This window comes from Streptomyces sp. NPDC005863 (assembly GCF_042871345.1).
Taxonomy (GTDB): Bacteria; Actinomycetota; Actinomycetes; order Streptomycetales; family Streptomycetaceae; genus Streptomyces.
The window spans coordinates 92,851-109,969 of record NZ_JBIAII010000007.1 but is presented as its reverse complement, the minus strand read 5'-3'; the positions used below and the strand labels follow the sequence as shown (position 1 = coordinate 109,969).

The 17,119-nt window shown below is 70.2% G+C and carries 16 protein-coding genes; 7 read left to right on the top strand and 9 right to left on the bottom strand.

Annotated elements, in window-relative coordinates; translation table 11 throughout:
• The first annotated feature begins 118 nt into the window (after nt 1-118).
• The gene (locus ACFYO9_RS24280; protein WP_355812357.1) at nt 119-1,681 is read left to right on the top strand and encodes a protein kinase; all 1,563 of its coding nucleotides are present in this window, start codon (nt 119-121) and stop codon (nt 1,679-1,681) included.
• 27 nt (nt 1,682-1,708) lie between these two features.
• On the opposite strand, the gene ACFYO9_RS24275 is transcribed toward ACFYO9_RS24280, so the two are convergent.
• Together ACFYO9_RS24275 and ACFYO9_RS24270 are read right to left on the bottom strand one after the other, a co-directional pair.
• Nucleotides 1,709-2,140, bottom strand: a complete 432-nt coding sequence (locus tag ACFYO9_RS24275) for a pyridoxamine 5'-phosphate oxidase family protein (protein ID WP_358777892.1) — start codon at nt 2,138-2,140, stop codon at nt 1,709-1,711.
• A 182-nt stretch (nt 2,141-2,322) separates the two neighbouring features.
• Nucleotides 2,323-2,982: a response regulator transcription factor gene (locus ACFYO9_RS24270; RefSeq protein WP_355812362.1), complete on the bottom strand. Its 660-nt coding sequence runs from the start codon at nt 2,980-2,982 to the stop codon at nt 2,323-2,325.
• A gap of 420 nt (nt 2,983-3,402) precedes the next feature.
• Between ACFYO9_RS24270 and pdhA the strand changes: the two genes are divergently transcribed.
• Genes pdhA through ACFYO9_RS24255 form a run of 3 tightly spaced genes read left to right on the top strand, consistent with a single transcriptional unit; the run spans nt 3,403 to nt 7,101 of the window.
• On the top strand, nt 3,403-4,602 hold the full coding sequence (pdhA, locus tag ACFYO9_RS24265) for a pyruvate dehydrogenase (acetyl-transferring) E1 component subunit alpha (protein WP_358777893.1): 1,200 nt from the start codon (nt 3,403-3,405) through the stop codon (nt 4,600-4,602).
• 32 nt (nt 4,603-4,634) lie between these two features.
• On the top strand, nt 4,635-5,600 hold the full coding sequence (locus ACFYO9_RS24260; RefSeq protein ID WP_355812650.1) for an alpha-ketoacid dehydrogenase subunit beta: 966 nt from the start codon (nt 4,635-4,637) through the stop codon (nt 5,598-5,600).
• A 10-nt stretch (nt 5,601-5,610) separates the two neighbouring features.
• Nucleotides 5,611-7,101, top strand: coding sequence for a dihydrolipoamide acetyltransferase family protein (locus ACFYO9_RS24255; RefSeq protein WP_358777894.1), 1,491 nt, complete (start codon nt 5,611-5,613; stop codon nt 7,099-7,101).
• Nucleotides 7,102-7,163: 62 nt separating this feature from the next.
• Here ACFYO9_RS24255 and ACFYO9_RS24250 read toward each other — a convergent pair whose 3' ends face one another.
• Nucleotides 7,164-7,997: a D-alanyl-D-alanine carboxypeptidase family protein gene (locus tag ACFYO9_RS24250; protein ID WP_388666598.1), complete on the bottom strand. Its 834-nt coding sequence runs from the start codon at nt 7,995-7,997 to the stop codon at nt 7,164-7,166.
• A 274-nt stretch (nt 7,998-8,271) separates the two neighbouring features.
• Here ACFYO9_RS24250 and ACFYO9_RS24245 point away from each other — a divergent pair, with 274 nt between their 5' ends.
• Nucleotides 8,272-8,952 carry a GntR family transcriptional regulator gene (locus ACFYO9_RS24245; RefSeq protein ID WP_358711127.1) on the top strand — a complete coding sequence of 227 codons (681 nt, stop codon included), beginning with the start codon at nt 8,272-8,274 and terminating at the stop codon, nt 8,950-8,952.
• Nucleotides 8,949-10,259 (top strand): MFS transporter, encoded by a 1,311-nt coding sequence (locus ACFYO9_RS24240; RefSeq protein ID WP_355812375.1) that lies wholly within the window; start codon nt 8,949-8,951, stop codon nt 10,257-10,259. The genes ACFYO9_RS24245 and ACFYO9_RS24240 overlap by 4 nt, the downstream gene beginning before the upstream one ends.
• Nucleotides 10,260-10,286: 27 nt before the next feature.
• On the opposite strand, the gene ACFYO9_RS24235 is transcribed toward ACFYO9_RS24240, so the two are convergent.
• Nucleotides 10,287-11,111, bottom strand: a complete 825-nt coding sequence (locus ACFYO9_RS24235; protein WP_355812378.1) for a maleylpyruvate isomerase family mycothiol-dependent enzyme — start codon at nt 11,109-11,111, stop codon at nt 10,287-10,289.
• A gap of 144 nt (nt 11,112-11,255) precedes the next feature.
• On the opposite strand from ACFYO9_RS24235, the gene ACFYO9_RS24230 reads away from it, so the two are divergent.
• On the top strand, nt 11,256-12,047 hold the full coding sequence (locus tag ACFYO9_RS24230; protein ID WP_358777895.1) for a carbon-nitrogen family hydrolase: 792 nt from the start codon (nt 11,256-11,258) through the stop codon (nt 12,045-12,047).
• Between the two features lie 134 nt (nt 12,048-12,181).
• Here ACFYO9_RS24230 and ACFYO9_RS24225 read toward each other — a convergent pair whose 3' ends face one another.
• The 5 genes from ACFYO9_RS24225 to ACFYO9_RS24205 form a co-directional block, all read right to left on the bottom strand.
• Complete coding sequence (locus ACFYO9_RS24225; protein WP_355812383.1) at nt 12,182-12,688, bottom strand: LURP-one-related family protein; 507 nt, start codon at nt 12,686-12,688, stop codon at nt 12,182-12,184.
• 119 nt (nt 12,689-12,807) lie between these two features.
• Nucleotides 12,808-13,041, bottom strand: a complete 234-nt coding sequence (locus ACFYO9_RS24220; RefSeq protein ID WP_355812385.1) for a DUF6458 family protein — start codon at nt 13,039-13,041, stop codon at nt 12,808-12,810.
• Between the two features lie 78 nt (nt 13,042-13,119).
• Nucleotides 13,120-14,418: a M18 family aminopeptidase gene (locus tag ACFYO9_RS24215; RefSeq protein WP_358777896.1), complete on the bottom strand. Its 1,299-nt coding sequence runs from the start codon at nt 14,416-14,418 to the stop codon at nt 13,120-13,122.
• A gap of 42 nt (nt 14,419-14,460) precedes the next feature.
• Entirely contained in the window at nt 14,461-15,072 is a 612-nt protein-coding gene (locus ACFYO9_RS24210; RefSeq protein WP_388666556.1) for a Uma2 family endonuclease, read from the bottom strand.
• 132 nt (nt 15,073-15,204) lie between these two features.
• Complete coding sequence (locus ACFYO9_RS24205; RefSeq protein WP_358777897.1) at nt 15,205-17,031, bottom strand: acyl-CoA dehydrogenase; 1,827 nt, start codon at nt 17,029-17,031, stop codon at nt 15,205-15,207.
• Nucleotides 17,032-17,119 lie beyond the last annotated feature (88 nt).

The window sequence follows — 17,119 nt, the reverse complement described above, 5'->3', positions numbered from 1 at the left end:
GTCCGGTCCACCTCGAACCGGGGGGTGTCCCGAAGGCTGTAGCGTGGCCCGACGGAGTACCCCGTACCGCGACGTACTCAGTACCAAGTACCACGACCAGAAACGACGGCGAGGACTGATGGCACAGACGCAGCGCGCTCAGGGCCCGTCCGACCCCGAGGCGACTGGCGGCGGTATGTCAGACGCGCCCGAATTGTGGGGGAACGGCGGGCTCGTCGGCGATGGCCGATACCGGCTGACCCGCAGACTCGGCCGGGGCGGCATGGCCGAGGTTTTCGCGGCCGAGGACGTACGTCTCGGGCGCACCGTCGCGGTCAAGCTGCTCCGCTCCGACCTCGCCGAGGACCCGGTCTCCAAGGCCCGTTTCACGCGTGAGGCACAGTCCGTCGCGGGCCTGAACCACCACGCTGTGGTCGCGGTGTACGACTCCGGTGAAGACGTCGTCGGACCGAACGTCGTCCCGTACATCGTCATGGAGATCGTCGAGGGCCGGACGATCCGCGATCTGCTGATCAACGCGGAGGCGCCGGGCCCCGAGCAGGCGCTCATCATCGTCTCCGGCGTCCTCGAAGCGCTGGCCTATTCGCACCAGCACGGCATCGTGCACCGCGACATCAAGCCCGCCAACGTGATCATCACCGACACCGGCGCGGTGAAGGTGATGGACTTCGGCATCGCGCGCGCCCTGCACGGCGCGCAGTCGACGATGACCCAGACCGGCATGGTCATGGGCACCCCGCAGTACCTCTCGCCCGAGCAGGCGCTCGGCAAGGCCGTCGACCACCGCTCCGACCTGTACGCGACCGGCTGTCTGCTCTACGAACTCCTCGCGCTGCGGCCCCCGTTCACCGGTGAGACGCCGCTCTCCGTGGTCTACCAGCACGTCCAGGACCAGGCCGTGCCGCCGTCCGAGGTCTCCGACGCGTCGCCGCCGGAGCTGGACGGACTCGTCATGCGCTCCCTCGCCAAGGACCCGGACGACCGGTTCCAGACGGCCGAGGAGATGCGCGGACTCGTCCAGTACGGGCTGCAGATGCTGCACGAGCAGGGCAGCCACACGGGCACCTGGAACACCGGCCCCGTCGCGATGCACGAGGGCGGCAGCACCCCGGCCATGGGCGTCGCCGGCACCGCCGCGATGGCCCACCCGGACTCCGGCACCGCGCAGATCCCGAGCCCCATGCTGCGCCCGCCGGGCGACGACGGCGGCTTCGACGGCGGGCCGCGCGGCGGCAAGGGCGGCCGCGGCAAGGTGTTGATCTTCGTCGTCCTGGCGATCATCGCCATCGCGGTGGGTGTCGCGGTCGCGCTCAGCGCGACCGACAAGAAGGACCACAAGGACCCGGGCCCCAAGACTCCCGCGACGAAGCACTCCCAGACCAAGGAGCCGAGCAAGAGCGCGTCCGAGGACCCGACGGACGACGCCACGGACCCGGGCACCGACACCGGCGGCGAGACGGACTACGACCCGCCGACGTCGGACCCGACCAACAACACGAACCCCTCCACGGGCCCGACGACGCCGTCCGGCGACCCCACCACGCCGACCTCGCAGCCGAGCACACAGGACCCGACGACCGACCCGACGACCGATCCGACGAACGACCCGCCGGACCCCACCGAGCCGACGGACGACGGCGGCGACGGGGACCCGGTGAGCGACAACGGCGACGGGGCCTGAGCCCGCTCCGGTGGGCGCCGGGCCGCGCTACCGCGTGCGCTGCAGCAGCATGTCCCCGCCCGCCGGCACCGAGTGCACCGTGCTGAACTGCGGCTCTATCCGCAGGTAGACCGGGTCGAAGAGGCCGCCGTCCACGAAGTGGGGCCCGGGGCCGAAGAGTTCGAGCTCCGCGGTGGTCGGCTCGATCCGCTCGCAGTAGCCGACGCACTGCACGGTCCACCGGCCCTCGCGGGCGTCCGCCGCGTCGAGGTTGTCCGCGCCGTACGCGACGACGCTGCCGACGCAGGCCCGGTGGTAGCCGTATCCCTTGTGCATGCGCAGCAGGATCTTGCCCTCCACCACGACGTGCCGGGCCGCGGCGAGGAAGGGCAGCGCGCGCATGCTGGTGGCCACCCTGCCGTAGTCGGTGCGGCTGAGCAGGTCGAAGGCGAGCTGTTCGTCGGTGGGCGTGGTCGGCATGTCCCCCACCCTGGTTCATGGACGGGGTGTCGGGAAAGGGGACCCCGCCCCCATCGACGGAGGACGTAAGTCCCGCAACCGCCGACCGCGCCGAGCCGTCAGCCGCTTCGAGCCGTCGGCCGCTTCGAGCCGTCGGCCGCTCCGGACCGTCAGCCGCCCGTGACGTCAGCCGCTCCGGACCGTCAGTGCTTCTCCGCCTGCATCCGCGCCACGTATGCCGCCGCCTGCGAGCGCCGCTCCATGCCCAGCTTCGAGAGCAGGCTGGAGACGTAGTTCTTGATCGTCTTCTCGGCGAGGTGCAGCCGTTCGCCGATGACGCGGTTGGTCAGACCCTCGCCGATCAGGTCGAGGATCTTCCGCTCCTGCTCGGTGAGGTTGGCGAGCCGGTCGTCGCCCTTGGCGTTGTTGCCGTCGCGCAGCCGCTCCAGGACCCGGGCGGTGGCCACGGGGTCGAGCAGGGACTTGCCGGCCGCCACGTCCCGCACGGCGGTCAGCAGCTCATTGCCGCGGATGGCCTTGAGGACATAACCGGAGGCACCGGCCATGATCGCGTCGAAGAGCGCCTCGTCGTCGGCGAACGAGGTGAGCATCAGGCATTTGATGTCCTCGTTCTGCGAGCGGATCTCGCGGCACACCTCGACACCGCTGCCGTCCGGCAGGCGCACGTCGAGCACGGCCACGTCGGGCCGGGTCGCGGGGATCCTGACCAGGGCGTCCGCCGCGGTTCCGGCTTCGCCGACGACCTCGATGTCGGACTCCACGGACAGCAGCTCATGGACTCCCCGGCGGACCACTTCATGATCGTCGAGGAGAAATACCGTAATTTTTCCGTCTTCGCGCACGGGGTCAGTCTCACACACGATCTCTTTCCGCGCCTGAGCGCAACCCTTCCCGTCGCCGGGGTGGCCGGGATAACGTGCCGGTGTTCCGGCCCCCTGCCAGGCTGTGATCAGTGCTGTGACCAGGAAGTGTTCCCGATTTTCTCGATTTACTCGGAAATCCAAGCAGTCACGCGAGTGGCCGTTTACTTGGAAATCCAAGCAAATTCGCAGGTCAGATGGGGTTTCACAGAAATGGGAAGCACTGGGTAACGTGTTTTGTGCAGGGCGTTCGCCGGGGCACCTGTCACGCCTGTTCCCGGCCGAGTCGCACCCACCCCGTGCGCGGGCACGGACAGGCGAGCCGCTTCCCCAGCTCCCAACGAGCACGGGGAACCCCAGTCACCCGGTAATCCCGGGGGCCGGACCGACGGAGGAGCACACGTGACCGTGGAGAGCACCGCCGCGCGCAAACCGCGCCGCAGCAGTACGGGCGGCGGCAAGCGCGCCGGGACGAAAAAGGCCGCGCCGCACAAGAGCACGGAGCCGGAACTCGTACAGCTGCTGACCCCCGAGGGCAAGCGGGTCAGGAACGCGGAGAACGCGGTGTACGACGCGTACGTCGCCGACATCACCGCCGAGGAGCTGCGCGGCCTGTACCGCGACATGGTCCTCACCCGCCGCTTCGACGCCGAGGCCACCTCCCTGCAGCGCCAGGGCGAGCTGGGTCTGTGGGCGTCGCTCCTCGGCCAGGAGGCCGCCCAGATCGGTTCGGGCCGCGCCACCCGCGAGGACGACTACGTCTTCCCGACCTACCGCGAGCACGGCGTGGCCTGGTGCCGCGGGGTCGACCCGACCAACCTGCTCGGCATGTTCCGGGGCGTGAACCACGGCGGCTGGGACCCGAACACCAACAACTTCCACCTGTACACGATCGTCATCGGCTCGCAGACGCTGCACGCCACCGGCTACGCCATGGGCGTCGCCAAGGACGGTGCCGACTCGGCCGTGCTCGCGTACTTCGGTGACGGCGCGTCCAGCCAGGGCGACGTGGCGGAGGCGTTCACGTTCTCCGCGGTCTACAACTCCCCGGTCGTGTTCATCTGTCAGAACAACCAGTGGGCGATCTCCGAGCCCACCGAGAAGCAGACCCGGGTGCCGCTCTACCAGCGCGCGCAGGGCTTCGGCTTCCCCGGTGTGCGGGTCGACGGCAACGACGTGCTCGCCATGCTCGCCGTCACCAAGTGGGCCCTGGAGCGGGCCCGCGGCGGCGAGGGTCCCGCGCTGATCGAGGCGTTCACCTACCGCATGGGCGCGCACACCACCTCCGACGACCCCACCAAGTACCGCAGGGACGAGGAGCGGGAGGCCTGGGAGGCCAAGGACCCGATTCTGCGGCTGCGGGCGTACCTGGAGTCCGAAGGTCACGCTGATGAGGGATTCTTCGCGGAACTCGAGGACGAGAGCGAAGCGTTGGGCAAGCGAGTGCGAGAGGTGGTGCGGGCGATGCCGGATCCGGGCCTGATGGCCATTTTCGAGAACGTCTACGCCGACGGGCACGCGCTGGTCGACGAGGAGCGCGCCCAGTTCGTCGCCTACCAGGCGTCGTTCGCGGACGCCCCCGCGGGCGAGGAGGGCAAGTGACCATGGCTGTCCAGACCGCGACGTCAAAAAGCATGCCCATCGCCAAGGCGATCAACGAATCGCTGCGCACCGCGCTGGAGAACGACCCCAAGGTCCTCGTCATGGGTGAGGACGTCGGCAAGCTCGGCGGCGTCTTCCGTGTGACGGACGGGCTGCAGAAGGACTTCGGCGAAGAGCGGATCATCGACACCCCGCTCGCCGAGTCGGGCATCGTCGGCACCGCCATCGGCCTCGCCCTGCGGGGCTACCGCCCGGTGGTGGAGATCCAGTTCGACGGCTTCGTCTTCCCGGCGTACGACCAGATCGTCACGCAGCTCGCGAAGATGCACGCGCGATCGCTCGGCAAGATCAAGATGCCGGTCGTCATCCGCATTCCGTACGGCGGCGGCATCGGCGCCGTCGAGCACCACAGCGAGTCGCCCGAGACGCTGTTCGCGCACGTCGCGGGCCTCAAGGTGGTCTCGCCGTCGAACGCGGCCGATGCCTACTGGATGATGCAGCAGGCGATCCAGAGCGACGACCCGGTGATCTTCTTCGAGCCGAAGCGGCGGTACTGGGACAAGGGCGAGGTCGACAAGGAGGCCATCCCGGGCCCCCTGCACAAGGCCGTCGTCGCCCGCGAGGGCAGCGACCTCACGCTCGCCGCGTACGGCCCGATGGTGAAGGTCTGCCTGGAGGCGGCCGCGGCCGCCGCCGAGGAGGGCAAGTCCCTGGAGGTCGTGGACCTGCGCTCGATGTCGCCGATCGACTTCGACGCGGTGCAGTCCTCGGTCGAGAAGACCCGCCGCCTGGTCGTGGTCCACGAGGCGCCGGTCTTCCTCGGCGCGGGCGCGGAGATCGCCGCCCGCATCACCGAGCGGTGCTTCTACCACCTGGAGGCGCCCGTGCTGCGGGTCGGCGGCTATCACGCGCCGTACCCGCCGGCGCGCCTGGAGGAGGAGTACCTGCCGGGTCTTGACCGGGTGCTCGACACCGTCGACCGCTCGCTTGCGTACTGAGGAGAGGAGCGTGACGACGATGACTGAGACCGCTCTTGCCGAGTTCAAGATGCCCGACGTGGGCGAGGGACTCACCGAGGCCGAGATCCTCAAGTGGTACGTGGCGCCGGGTGACGAGGTCACCGACGGCCAGGTCGTGTGCGAGGTCGAGACGGCCAAGGCCGCGGTCGAGCTGCCGATCCCCTTCAACGGTGTCGTACGGGAGCTGCGCTTCCCCGAGGGCACCACGGTCGACGTCGGCCAGGTGATCATCGCGGTCGACGTGTCCGGTGGTGCGGGTGCCGTGGCGGCGCCCGAGCAGGTGGCCGTGGTCGAACCGGCGCCCGCGGCGGCCGAGCCGGCGGCTGCCCAGGGCGAGGCCGAGCCCGCCGCCCCGACCGGGCGCCAGCCCGTGCTCGTGGGGTACGGGGTGGCCGAGTCCTCGACGAAGCGGCGGGCCCGCAAGGCGGCCGTCCCGCAGCGGACCGACGGGCCGCCCGCCGGCGCGCGCCAGGCGGTCCAGGCCGAGCTGAACGGCACCGGCGTCCCCGCCGCGCCGCCCGTGGCCCCGGCACCGCCCGGCACCGGCACCAACGGCGCCCGCCCGCTGGCCAAGCCGCCCGTCCGCAAGCTCGCCAAGGACCTCGGCGTCGACCTCGCGACGGTCGTCCCGTCCGGACCCGACGGGATCATCACCCGCGAGGACGTGCACGCGGCGGTGGCCCCGGCCGCCGACCCCGTATCCGCCCCGCAGCCCGCGCAGCCGGACCGGGCACCCGCCCCGGCGACGGCCGCCCCCGCCTCCGCGGCGGGCACGGAAGCCCGCGAGACCCGCATCCCGGTCAAGGGCGTCCGCAAGGCCACCGCGCAGGCGATGGTCGGCTCGGCGTTCACGGCGCCGCACGTCACGGAGTTCGTGACGATCGACGTGACGCGCACGATGAAGCTGGTCGAGGAGCTCAAGCAGGACAAGGCGTTCGAGGGCCTTCGGGTCAACCCGCTGCTGCTGATCTCCAAGGCCCTGCTCGTGGCGATCAAGCGGAACCCCGACGTCAACGCCGCCTGGGACGAGCCGAACCAGGAGATCGTCCAGAAGCACTACGTGAACCTGGGCATCGCCGCGGCCACCCCGCGCGGTCTGATCGTGCCGAACATCAAGGACGCGCACGCCAAGACCCTGCCGGAACTGGCCGCGTCCCTCGGCGAGTTGGTGTCGACCGCGCGGGCGGGCAAGACCTCGCCCGGCGACATGCAGGGCGGCACGGTGACGATCACGAACGTCGGCGTCTTCGGCGTCGACACGGGCACGCCGATCCTCAACCCCGGTGAGTCCGCGATCCTCGCGGTCGGCGCGATCAAGCTCCAGCCGTGGGTGCACAAGGGCAAGGTGAAGCCCCGTCAGGTGACGACGCTCGCGCTCTCCTTCGACCACCGCCTGGTGGACGGGGAGCTCGGCTCCAAGGTACTGGCCGACGTGGCGGCGATCCTGGAGCGGCCGAAGCGGCTGCTGACCTGGGCGTAGCCACCGAAGGGGCCCGCCGCGACGAACGCGGCGGGCCCCTTCTGCGTACAACAGGCCTAAGGTCAGGCGACCTTGAAGCCGTAGTCGAGCAGCTTCTTCGCGTCCGCCGTGCGGTTGTTCACGGACGAGGAGGTGAGCACCGTACCGACGACGGTCTTGCCGCTGCGGGTCGCCGCGAAGACGAGGCAGTACTTCGCCTCGGGGCCGGAGCCCGTCTTCACGCCGATGGCGCCGCGGTAGGAGGAGAGCAGGTTGTTCGTGTTGGACCACGACATGTAGCGGTAGCCGCCGCTCTTCGTCGTGACCTTCTGCTTCGTCGACTTGGTCTTCACGACGGAGCGGAACGTGGAGTACTTCAGGGCGTTGCTCGCGAGCTTCGTCAGGTCGCGCGGCGTCGAGTAGTTGCTGCCGTTGCCGATGCCGTCGAACGAGTCGAAGTGCGTGTTCTTCAGGTTCAGGTTCTTCGCCGTCGAGTTCATCTGGCCGATGAAGCTCTTCACGCGCTTGGCACGGGTCGAGCCCTTGCCGAACTTGTCCGCGAGCGCGTACGCCGCGTCGCAGCCGGACGGCAGCATCAGACCGTAGAGCAGCTGGCGGACGGTGACCTTGTCACCGACGATCAGCCGCGCCGACGACGCGTTGTTCCTGACGATGTAGTCGCTGTAGGCCTTCTGGACCGTGACCTTGGAGTTCAGGTTCAGGTTCCGCTGGCCGAGCACGACGCGCGCCGTCATTATCTTCGTCGTGGAGCCGGTGGAGCGGCGGGTGTCGGCAGCCTTGGTGTACAGGCTCTTTCCCGTCGCGTTGTTCATCGCATAGCCGCCCTTGGCGACGATGGACGGCTTCGGCGGGGCGGCCGCGTGGGCCGTAGTGGTGAGGGCGCCGCCGGCCAGCATCGCGCTCGCGGTGACGAGTACGGCCGATGTGCGACGTACGCCCTTAATGCCGGTAATCAAGTTGAATACTCCAAATGCCCCTGGGCTGCGGCTGCATGAGGATGCCGCTCACTCAGTAGACGAGTGAGAGGGGCCGATGGATGTGCCGGAAGGGCCGCAAATTCTGCGAGGCGTCCGCCACGTCTGCGCGGGGTGCCCGCCCGCCATGTCTTCGGGGGTGCCCGCCATGTGGACGGGGATTCCGGCGTATACCTGTTGTATCTATGCTGTGCGCATGCCAGCCACCGCCCTTGCCGCCACCGACCGGCCCCCGGCCCCCAAGCGGCCCCCCGCCGCCGAGCGCGTCTACGCCCACGTCAAGCAGGCCGTCCTGGAGCGCCGCTACGAGGGCGGCACGCTCCTCACCGAGGGCGAGCTCGCCGAGGCCGTGGGGGTGTCCCGCACGCCGGTGCGCGAGGCGCTGCTCAAGTTGGAGGTCGAGGGGCTGCTGCGGCTCTACCCGAAGAAGGGTGCCCTCGTCCTGCCCGTCTCCGCCCAGGAGATCGCGGACGTCGTCGAGACCCGGCTGCTCGTCGAGACGCACGCGGTGCGCAAGGCGGTCCCGGCGTCCGCGCCGCTGATCGCCCGGCTCACCGAGCTCCTCGACCGGCAGCGCGAACAGGCCGCCGCCGGGGACTTCGCCGCGGCCGCCGTCACCGACCGCTGCTTCCACGCGGAGATCGTCCGCAGCGGCGGCAACGAGATCCTCTCCCGCCTGTACGACCAGCTGCGCGACCGGCAGCTGCGGATGGGCGTCGCCGTGATGCACTCCCACCCCGACCGGATCGCCAAGACGCTCAGCGAGCACGAGGAGATCCTCGACGCGCTGCGCCGCGGCGACGCGGAGGCGGCCGTCGGCGTCGTCACCCGGCACGTCGGCTGGTTCCAGAACCTGGCCCGGGGTGACGTCCGATGAGCTCCGCGGGCACCGCCCCCGTCGCCCTGCCCGGCGATCCCCCCGGCGGCAGGAAGGCCGTCCTCGTCTGGTCCATCGGCGTCGCCGTCTACTTCGTCGCCGTCATCTTCCGCACGTCCCTCGGCGTCGCGGGGCTCGACGCCGCCGACCGCTTCCACGTCAACGCCTCCGCCCTGTCGACCTTCTCCATCCTCCAACTGCTCGTCTACGCGGGCATGCAGATACCCGTCGGCCTGATGGTCGACCGGCTCGGCACCAAGAAGGTGCTGACCATCGGCGTCGTCCTGTTCACCGTCGGCCAGCTCGGCTTCGCCTTCTCGCCCACGTACGCGACGGCGCTCGTCTCCCGCGCCCTGCTCGGCTGCGGCGACGCGCTGACCTTCATCAGCGTCCTGCGGCTCGGCACCCGCTGGTTCCCGGCCCGGCGCGGCCCGATGGTCGCCCAGCTCGCGGGGCTCGTCGGGATGGCGGGCAACCTCGTCTCGACCCTCGTCCTGGCCCGGCTGCTGCACTCCGTCGGCTGGACCGCGGCGTTCGCGGGCAGCGCGCTGTGCGGCGTCGTCGTCCTCGTCCTGATGACGCTCTTCCTCAAGGACCACCCCGAGGGTCATGAGCCCGAGCCGGCCGCGCACAGCGGCGCCGCCTACGTCCGCAAGCAGATCGCCCTGTCCTGGCGGGAGCCCGGCACCCGGCTCGGCCTGTGGGTGCACTTCACCACGCAGTTCCCCGCCATGGTCTTCCTGCTCCTGTGGGGCCTGCCGTTCCTCGTCGAGGCGCAGGGCCTGTCCCGCGCGGCCGCCGGTGAGCTGCTCACGCTCGTCGTGCTCTCCAACATGGTGATCGGCCTCGTCTACGGGCAGATCGTGGCCCGGCACCACGCCGCCCGCCTCCCGCTGGCGCTCGGCACCATCGGGGCGACGGCCACGGCCTGGGCGGCCACGCTCGCCCACCCCGGCGACCACGCCCCGCTGTGGCTGCTGATCGTGCTCTGCACGGTGCTCGGCGCCTGCGGGCCCGCCTCCATGATCGGCTTCGACTTCTCGCGGCCCGCCAACCCGCCGGAGCGGCAGGGCACGGCGTCCGGCATCACCAACATGGGCGGCTTCGTCGCCTCCATGACGACGCTGCTCGCGATCGGCGTGCTGCTCGACGCGACCGGCGACAACTACCGGGTGGCGTTCTCCGCCGTCTTCGTCCTGGAGGCGCTCGGGGTCTGCCAGATCCTGCGGCTCAAGTCGCGGGCGGTGCGCAGGGAGCGGGAGCAGCTGGTCGCCAGCCGGGTCGAGGCCGTGCACGTCCCGGCGTGAGCCACCGCGGCGCGGGGCGCCGCCGGCTCACGGGGTGACGGCGAAGTCGCGCAGGATCGCCTCCGCGAGGTCGTGGTCGCCCTCGGCCTTGATCCGGTCGGCGACGGCCGCGTACGTCACCCGGCCGCAGGCGAGCCGGAAGTACGTCTCCCAGTCCAGGCCGATGGTGGCGAGCGGGCCGAGGGAGGGGGCGTTGTCGACGGTGCCCTTGCCGTCGGCGTCCACCCGGACCGTGCGCAGGAACTCGACGGGGCCGCTGACGTCGAAGACGACCGCAGAGTTCGCGGGGGCGCCCGCGTTCACCGCGACGACCTTGGCGAGCCCCTGCAGCAGCAGGTCCCGGGCGACGTACGCCCCGGGGGAGTCGAGGTTGCCGGGCTTGCGCAGCGTCGTACGGAGGTCCTGTTCGTGCACCCACACGTCGAACGCCCGCAGCCGCATGGCCAGTTCGAGGGTCTGCTCGCTGCCCAGCGGGCCGCGGATCTTCGTGTCCGGCTCGCGCGACTCGTTCCGCAGCTGACGGTTGCGGCGGATGATCGTGTACTCCAGCTCGGAGGTCATCTCCGGCGCGGTGTGGTGGCGCCGCACGTCGACCTGCATCTCCATGTACCGCTGTCCCTCGGTCCGCACGTGGTACAGGTCGCGGGGCAGGGTGTGGATGGGCCGGGGGTCGCCGAGCATCTCGCAGTCGAGGCCTATGACATGGGAGACGATGTCGCGCACCGACCAGCCGGGGCAGGGGGTGGCCCAGTTCCACTCCCCCTCGGCGAGCGGCGACACCAGCTCGGATATCGCTTCCACGGAATGCGACCAGGCATCGGCGTAGGTTTGCAGGCTGGGATGGAGACTCACGGGACCCCTTGCGGTTGTACGCGGGCGGTGGGTGTCTGAGACGTTAAGTTACGCTGCCCGCAGGCACCCCGGCAGTGCTTTCGTGTGACGATCGTAGGCTGTACTTGATGGTGTCGACGGATCGAATGCCAGGACGGTGATAGTGTGCGCGGCTCCCTGATCCAGATCGCCGTAGACGAGGGCGAATCGGTCAATTCCCGTCGGCAGCGGGTGGCTTCACTCGTACGCGAGGTGAGCGCGCGGGACGGATCGGATCTGGTCGTCCTGCCCGAGCTGTGGACGACGGGTGCCTTCGCGTACGAGGCGTTCGCCGCCGAGGCGGAGCCGCTCGAAGGTCCCACCTACGAGGCGATGGCCAAGGCCGCGAGCGACGCGGGCGTCTGGCTGCACGCCGGGTCGATCCCCGAGCGGGGCGCCGACGGCGGCCTCTACAACACCTCGCTGGTCTTCTCCCCCGCCGGTGAACTCGCCGTCTCGTACCGCAAGATCCACCGCTTCGGCTTCGACAAGGGCGAGGCGGTGCTGATGGCGGCGGGCTCCGAGCTGGCCACGGTGCGCACGCCGAACACCACGCTCGGCCTCGCGACCTGCTACGACCTGCGCTTCCCCGAGCTCTTCCGCGGGCTCGTCGACGCGGGCGCGGAGATGTTCGTGGTGCCCGCCGGGTGGCCCGCGCGGCGCCGTGAGCACTGGCTGCTGTTCGCGCGGGCGCGGGCGGTCGAGGACCAGGTGTACGTGCTGGCGTGCGGCACCGGCGGGACGCACGCGGGGGTTCCGCAGGCGGGGCACAGCGTCGTCGTGGACCCGTGGGGCGAGGTGCTCGCGGAGGCGGGCGACGGCGAGGAGGTCCTGACGGTCGACCTCGATCCCGGCCGGGTCGCCCGGACCCGGGAACAGTTCCCGGCGCTCAAGGACCGCCGACTGGGCCAGGCGTAGTCAGGTGGGGCAGCGGCGAGCCGCGCCCCAGGGGGCGCGGGGAACTGCGCGACCAGCCACAGCGAACCCGCAGTCGCGAGACCGCAGGACGTGGCCACCCTGTCAGGCGCCCGGCACGGCCCGGCGCCGGGCCATCAGTCGTCGTCCCCGTGCCCCTCACGCTCCTTTTCCGCGAGGCGGATCACGCAGACCGCGACGGCGAGCAGCAGCGCGGGATCCGCGTCCTCGCGCACGATCTGCAGGCCGTATGTCTCGCGCACGCTGAACCAGCGGCGCGAGACGTCGGCGAGCAGCTCACCGTCGTACTCGATGGCGAACTCGCGGTCGAGGATCTTGCCGCTGACGTCCAGCTCGGTGCCGTCGACCAGTTCGACGCGGTAGTGGTTGCGCAGCAGCGAGAGCCGCTTGCGCTTCACCTTGGCGAGCGGCTCGCCCTCCCGTTCGATGACCATCGTGTCGCGCAGGGAGAGCATCTTGGCGTGGATGTCGACGAGCACCCGGCCCTGCATGTCCTTCAGCTCGAAGGTCTCGCGCAGGCGCATCGCCTTGCCGTCGACGAGGAAGACCTTGCGGCCCTGGTCGTCCTCGATCCAGTAGTCGTCGCCGATGCCGAGCATGCGGTCGCGTACGAGAAGTCTCATGCCCTCATGCCTACCCCGCCGGGCGGCCGACCCCGCGTACATCGGACATGACACAGCCGGCCCGCGCCGTACGGGGGACGGCGGCACGGACCGGCTGTGCGGGGTGTGTGCGGGGTGTCTCAGTAGCCGCGGCGCTGCTGCTCGGGGTCGACCACGGGAGCGGCGCCCGCGACCGGCGGCACCACCGCCCGCCTGCGGCGCGCGATGCTGGTGAAGACGGCGACGCCGATGAGCCCCACGGCCATCATGATGACCCCCGCGACGGTGAGGTTGACCCCCTCGATGTCCCAGTCGGTCGCGAACGTGAGGATGGCACCCGCGGCGATCAGGATGATGCATCCGCCCAGGCCCATGTGGACCGCCTCCCTGCTGTAGTGGCTACGAAGTCTCCGTGTACCCGGGACCGTTGAGGCCACACAGACATTCGGACGTCAGCCCTCCAGGAACGCCACCAGCGCGTTGGCGAGCAGGTGCGGGTCGTCCGCGCCGCACAGCTCGCGCACGCTGTGCATGGACAGGATCGCGACGCCGATGTCGACCGTCTTGATGCCGTGCCGGGCCGCGGTGATCGGGCCGATCGTGGTGCCGCACGGCATCGCGTTGTTGGAGACGAACGACTGGAAGGGCACGCCCGCCTTCTCGCACGCGGCGGCGAAGACCGCGCGGCCCGAACCGTCCGTGGCGTAGCGGTTGTTGACGTTGACCTTGAGGATCGGGCCGCCGTTGGCGCGCGGGTGGTGCGTCGGGTCGTGCCGCTCGGCGTAGTTGGGGTGCACGGCGTGGCCGGTGTCGGAGGAGAGACAGATGGTCCCGGCGAAGGCGCGGGCCTTGTCCTCGTAGGAGCCCCCGCGGGCGAACACGGACCGCTCCAGGACGCCGCCGAGCAGCGGCCCGTCGGCGCCGGTGTCAGACTGCGAGCCGTTCTCCTCGTGGTCGAAGGCGGCGAGCACGGGGATGTACGGGAGGTCCTCCTGGGCGGCGACGGCGGCGAGGGCGGCCGTCGCGGCGTGCACGGACAGGAGGTTGTCCATGCGGGGGCCCGCGACGAGTTCGCGGTCACGCCCGAGGAAGGCGGGCGCCTCGATGGCGTACGTCATGAGGTCCCAGCCGGTGACGTCGCCCTCGCCGAGGCCGCTCTCCTCCTCCAGGAACCGGATGAGGTCGCCCTCGTGCACGTCGTCGCCGAGCCCCCAGATGGGCTGCATGTGCTTCTGCTTGTCGAGCTTGAGCCCCTCGGTGTGCACGGACCGGTCCATGTGGATGGCCAGTTGGGGCACGCGCAGCAGCGGCCGGTCGATGTTCACGAGCCGCGTGGTGCCGTCGCGCAGCGAGAGCCGTCCGGCGAGGCCGAGGTCCCGGTCGAGCCAGGAGTTGAGCAGCGGGCCGCCGTAGATCTCGACGGCGACCTGGCGCCAGCCGTGGACGCCCGCGTCGGGCTGCGGCTTCACGCGGAGGTTGGGGGAGTCGGTGTGGGCGCCGACGATGCGGAAGGGGGTGTGCGCGGCGGCGCCCTCCGGCACGTACCAGGCGACGATGGCGCCGCCGCGGAGCACGTACTTGCCGCCGGTCGTACCGTCCCAGGCCTCGGTCTCCTCGACCTGCCGGAACCCGGCCTTCTCCAGCCGCTCGGCGGCGCTCGCGACGGCGTGGTACGGCGTGGGGCTTGCCGCGAGGAAGGTCATGAGGTCTTCGGTGTGGCCACGGTCGAACGGCCCGGAGGGTGTGCTCATGCCGGCCAGCCTAATGGGGCGACCGTCCGGGTGGCGGGGCGATCAGAGGCGGTCGATCTCGGTGAGGTCGATGTCGATCGTGAACGGCACGGCGAGCTTGAGGCGGTCGTGGTGGATGCCGGTGGGCGTGTAGGCGCCGGTGTGCGGGTCCAGCTCGTAGGTGTGGATCGCGGGCCGGTGGTTCTCGTCCATCCGGACCAGCCAGTAGTGCCGGATGCCGGCTGCCGCGTACTTGCGGGGCTTGGTGTCCTGGTCGCGGTCCTCGGAGTCGGGGGAGACGACCTCGACGGCGAGCAGGACGTCATCGGCCTGGTAGCGAGTCTGGGTCTGGTCGGCGTCGGCTTCCGCGGCCACGACCACGAGGTCCGGCTCGGGTGCCTGCTTGCGTCCGAGGACGACGGCCATTTCGCGGCGGACCCGCAGGTGTTCGGGGACGGTGGCGCGCACCCCGTTCACCAAGAGGTCCATCGCCAGCGTGTGGAACTTGCGCTGCGGACTCACGAAGATCAGGCTCCCGTCGATCAACTCTGTGTGCGGCGGGAGGTCGAGGCTGAAGAATTCGTCCGTCGTGTAGCCGTCCTGAGGCGGCATCGGCCACGCCGAGCCGTCGGGCTGGAGCGCGCGCGGCGCGTCGATGCGGGGCTCGGCGGTCATGGTTCCTCCCATGGACGGGATTCTCGGCCGTGCCGTCAGCGTACCCAGGACATACGGCGACGCCGCCACCCGAAAGGATCGAGTGGCGGCATCGCGCTGACGTGCGAACCGAGCCTGTACGGCCCGTACGGACTAGAACGCCGCCTCGTCCAGCTCCATCAGGTCCAGCTCCACGCCCTCGGCGAGCTTGCGCTCGGCCGTGACGTTCGGGAGGACGTTCGTGGCGAAGAACTTGGCCGCCGCGATCTTGCCCTCGTAGAACGCCTTGTCCTTCACCGAGGCCGTCTCCAGCTTCTCGGCGGCGACCGCGGCACCGCGCAGGAGCAGGTAGCCGACGACGACGTCGCCCGAGGCCATCAGGAGGCGCGTGGTGTTCAGGCCCACCTTGTAGATGGACTTCACGTCCTGCTCGGTCGCCGCGAGGTCCGTCAGCATGACGCCGACGATGGCCTCCAGGTCGACCGCGGCCTTGGCCAGCTCCTCGCGGGCGCCGGCCAGCGCCTCGCCGCCCGTGCCGAGCGCGAGGAACTTCTTGATCTCCTCGGCGAGGCCGTTCAGCGCGGCACCCTGGTTGCGGACGATCTTCCGGAAGAAGTAGTCCTGGCCCTGGATCGCCGTCGTGCCCTCGTAGAGCGTGTCGATCTTGGCGTCCCGGATGTACTGCTCGATCGGGTACTCCTGGAGGTACCCCGAGCCGCCGAACGTCTGGAGCGACTGCGCCAGCTGCTCGTAGGACTTCTCCGAGCCGTAGCCCTTCACGATGGGCAGCAGCAGGTCGTTCAGGGCGTTGAGCGCCGACGCGTCCTCGCCCGCCGCCTCCTTGACCTGGATCTCGTCCTGGACGGCCGCGGTGTGCAGGACGAGCGCGCGCATGCCCTCCGCGTACGCCTTCTGCGTCATCAGCGAGCGGCGCACGTCCGGGTGGTGGGTGATCGTCACCTTGGGCGCGGACTTGTCCATGAACTGGGCCAGGTCCGGGCCCTGCACGCGCTCCTTGGCGTACTCCAGGGCGCTGAGGTAGCCCGTGGAGAGCGTCGCGATCGCCTTCGTGCCGACCATCATGCGGGCGAACTCGATGATGCGGAACATCTGGCGGATGCCGTCGTGCTTGTCGCCGATCAGCCAGCCCTTGGCGGGGTGCCGGTCACCGAAGGTCATCTCGCACGTGTTGGAGGCCTTGAGGCCCATCTTGTGCTCGACGTTCGTCGCGTACACGCCGTTGCGCTCGCCCAGCTCGCCGGTCTCCCAGTCGAACTCGTACTTCGGTACGAGGAAGAGGGAGAGGCCCTTGGTGCCGGGGCCGTGGCCCTCGGGGCGGGCGAGGACGTAGTGGAGGATGTTCTCCGACATGTCGTGCTCGCCGGACGTGATGAAGCGCTTCACGCCCTCGATGTGCCAGGTGCCGTCCGCCTGCTGCACGGCCTTCGTGCGGCCCGCGCCCACGTCCGAACCGGCGTCCGGCTCGGTCAGCACCATCGTCGAGCCCCACTGCTTCTCGACGGCGATCTCGGCGGCCTTCTTCTGCGCCTCGTTGCCCTCCTCGAAGAGGATGCCGGCGAACGCCGGGCCCGAGGAGTACATCCACACGGCCGGGTTGGCGCCGAGCAGCAGCTCCGCGTAGCCCCAGATGAGGGAGCGGGGCGCGGTGGTGCCGCCGATCTCCTCGGGCAGGCCGAGGCGCCAGTACTCGGAGTCCATGAAGGCCTGGTAGCTCTTCTTGAAGGACGCGGGGACCGGGGCGGTGTTGGTCTTCGGGTCGAAGACCGGCGGGTTGCGGTCGGCGTCCTCGAAGGACTCGGCCAGCTCGTTCTCCGCGAGGCGGCGCAGCTCGTCGAGGATGCTCTTGGCGGTGTCGACGTCCATCTCCGCGAACGGGCCGGTGCCGTACAGCTTGTCGCGGCCGAGCACCTCGAAGAGATTGAACTCGATGTCGCGGAGATTCGACTTGTAGTGGCCCATGGCGAAGGCTCCGTAAGCAGGAAAGGGATGAATACCAGCAAGTAGCAAGTACCTACGATGATGCTACCCGTCGGTAATAAGATGCAAC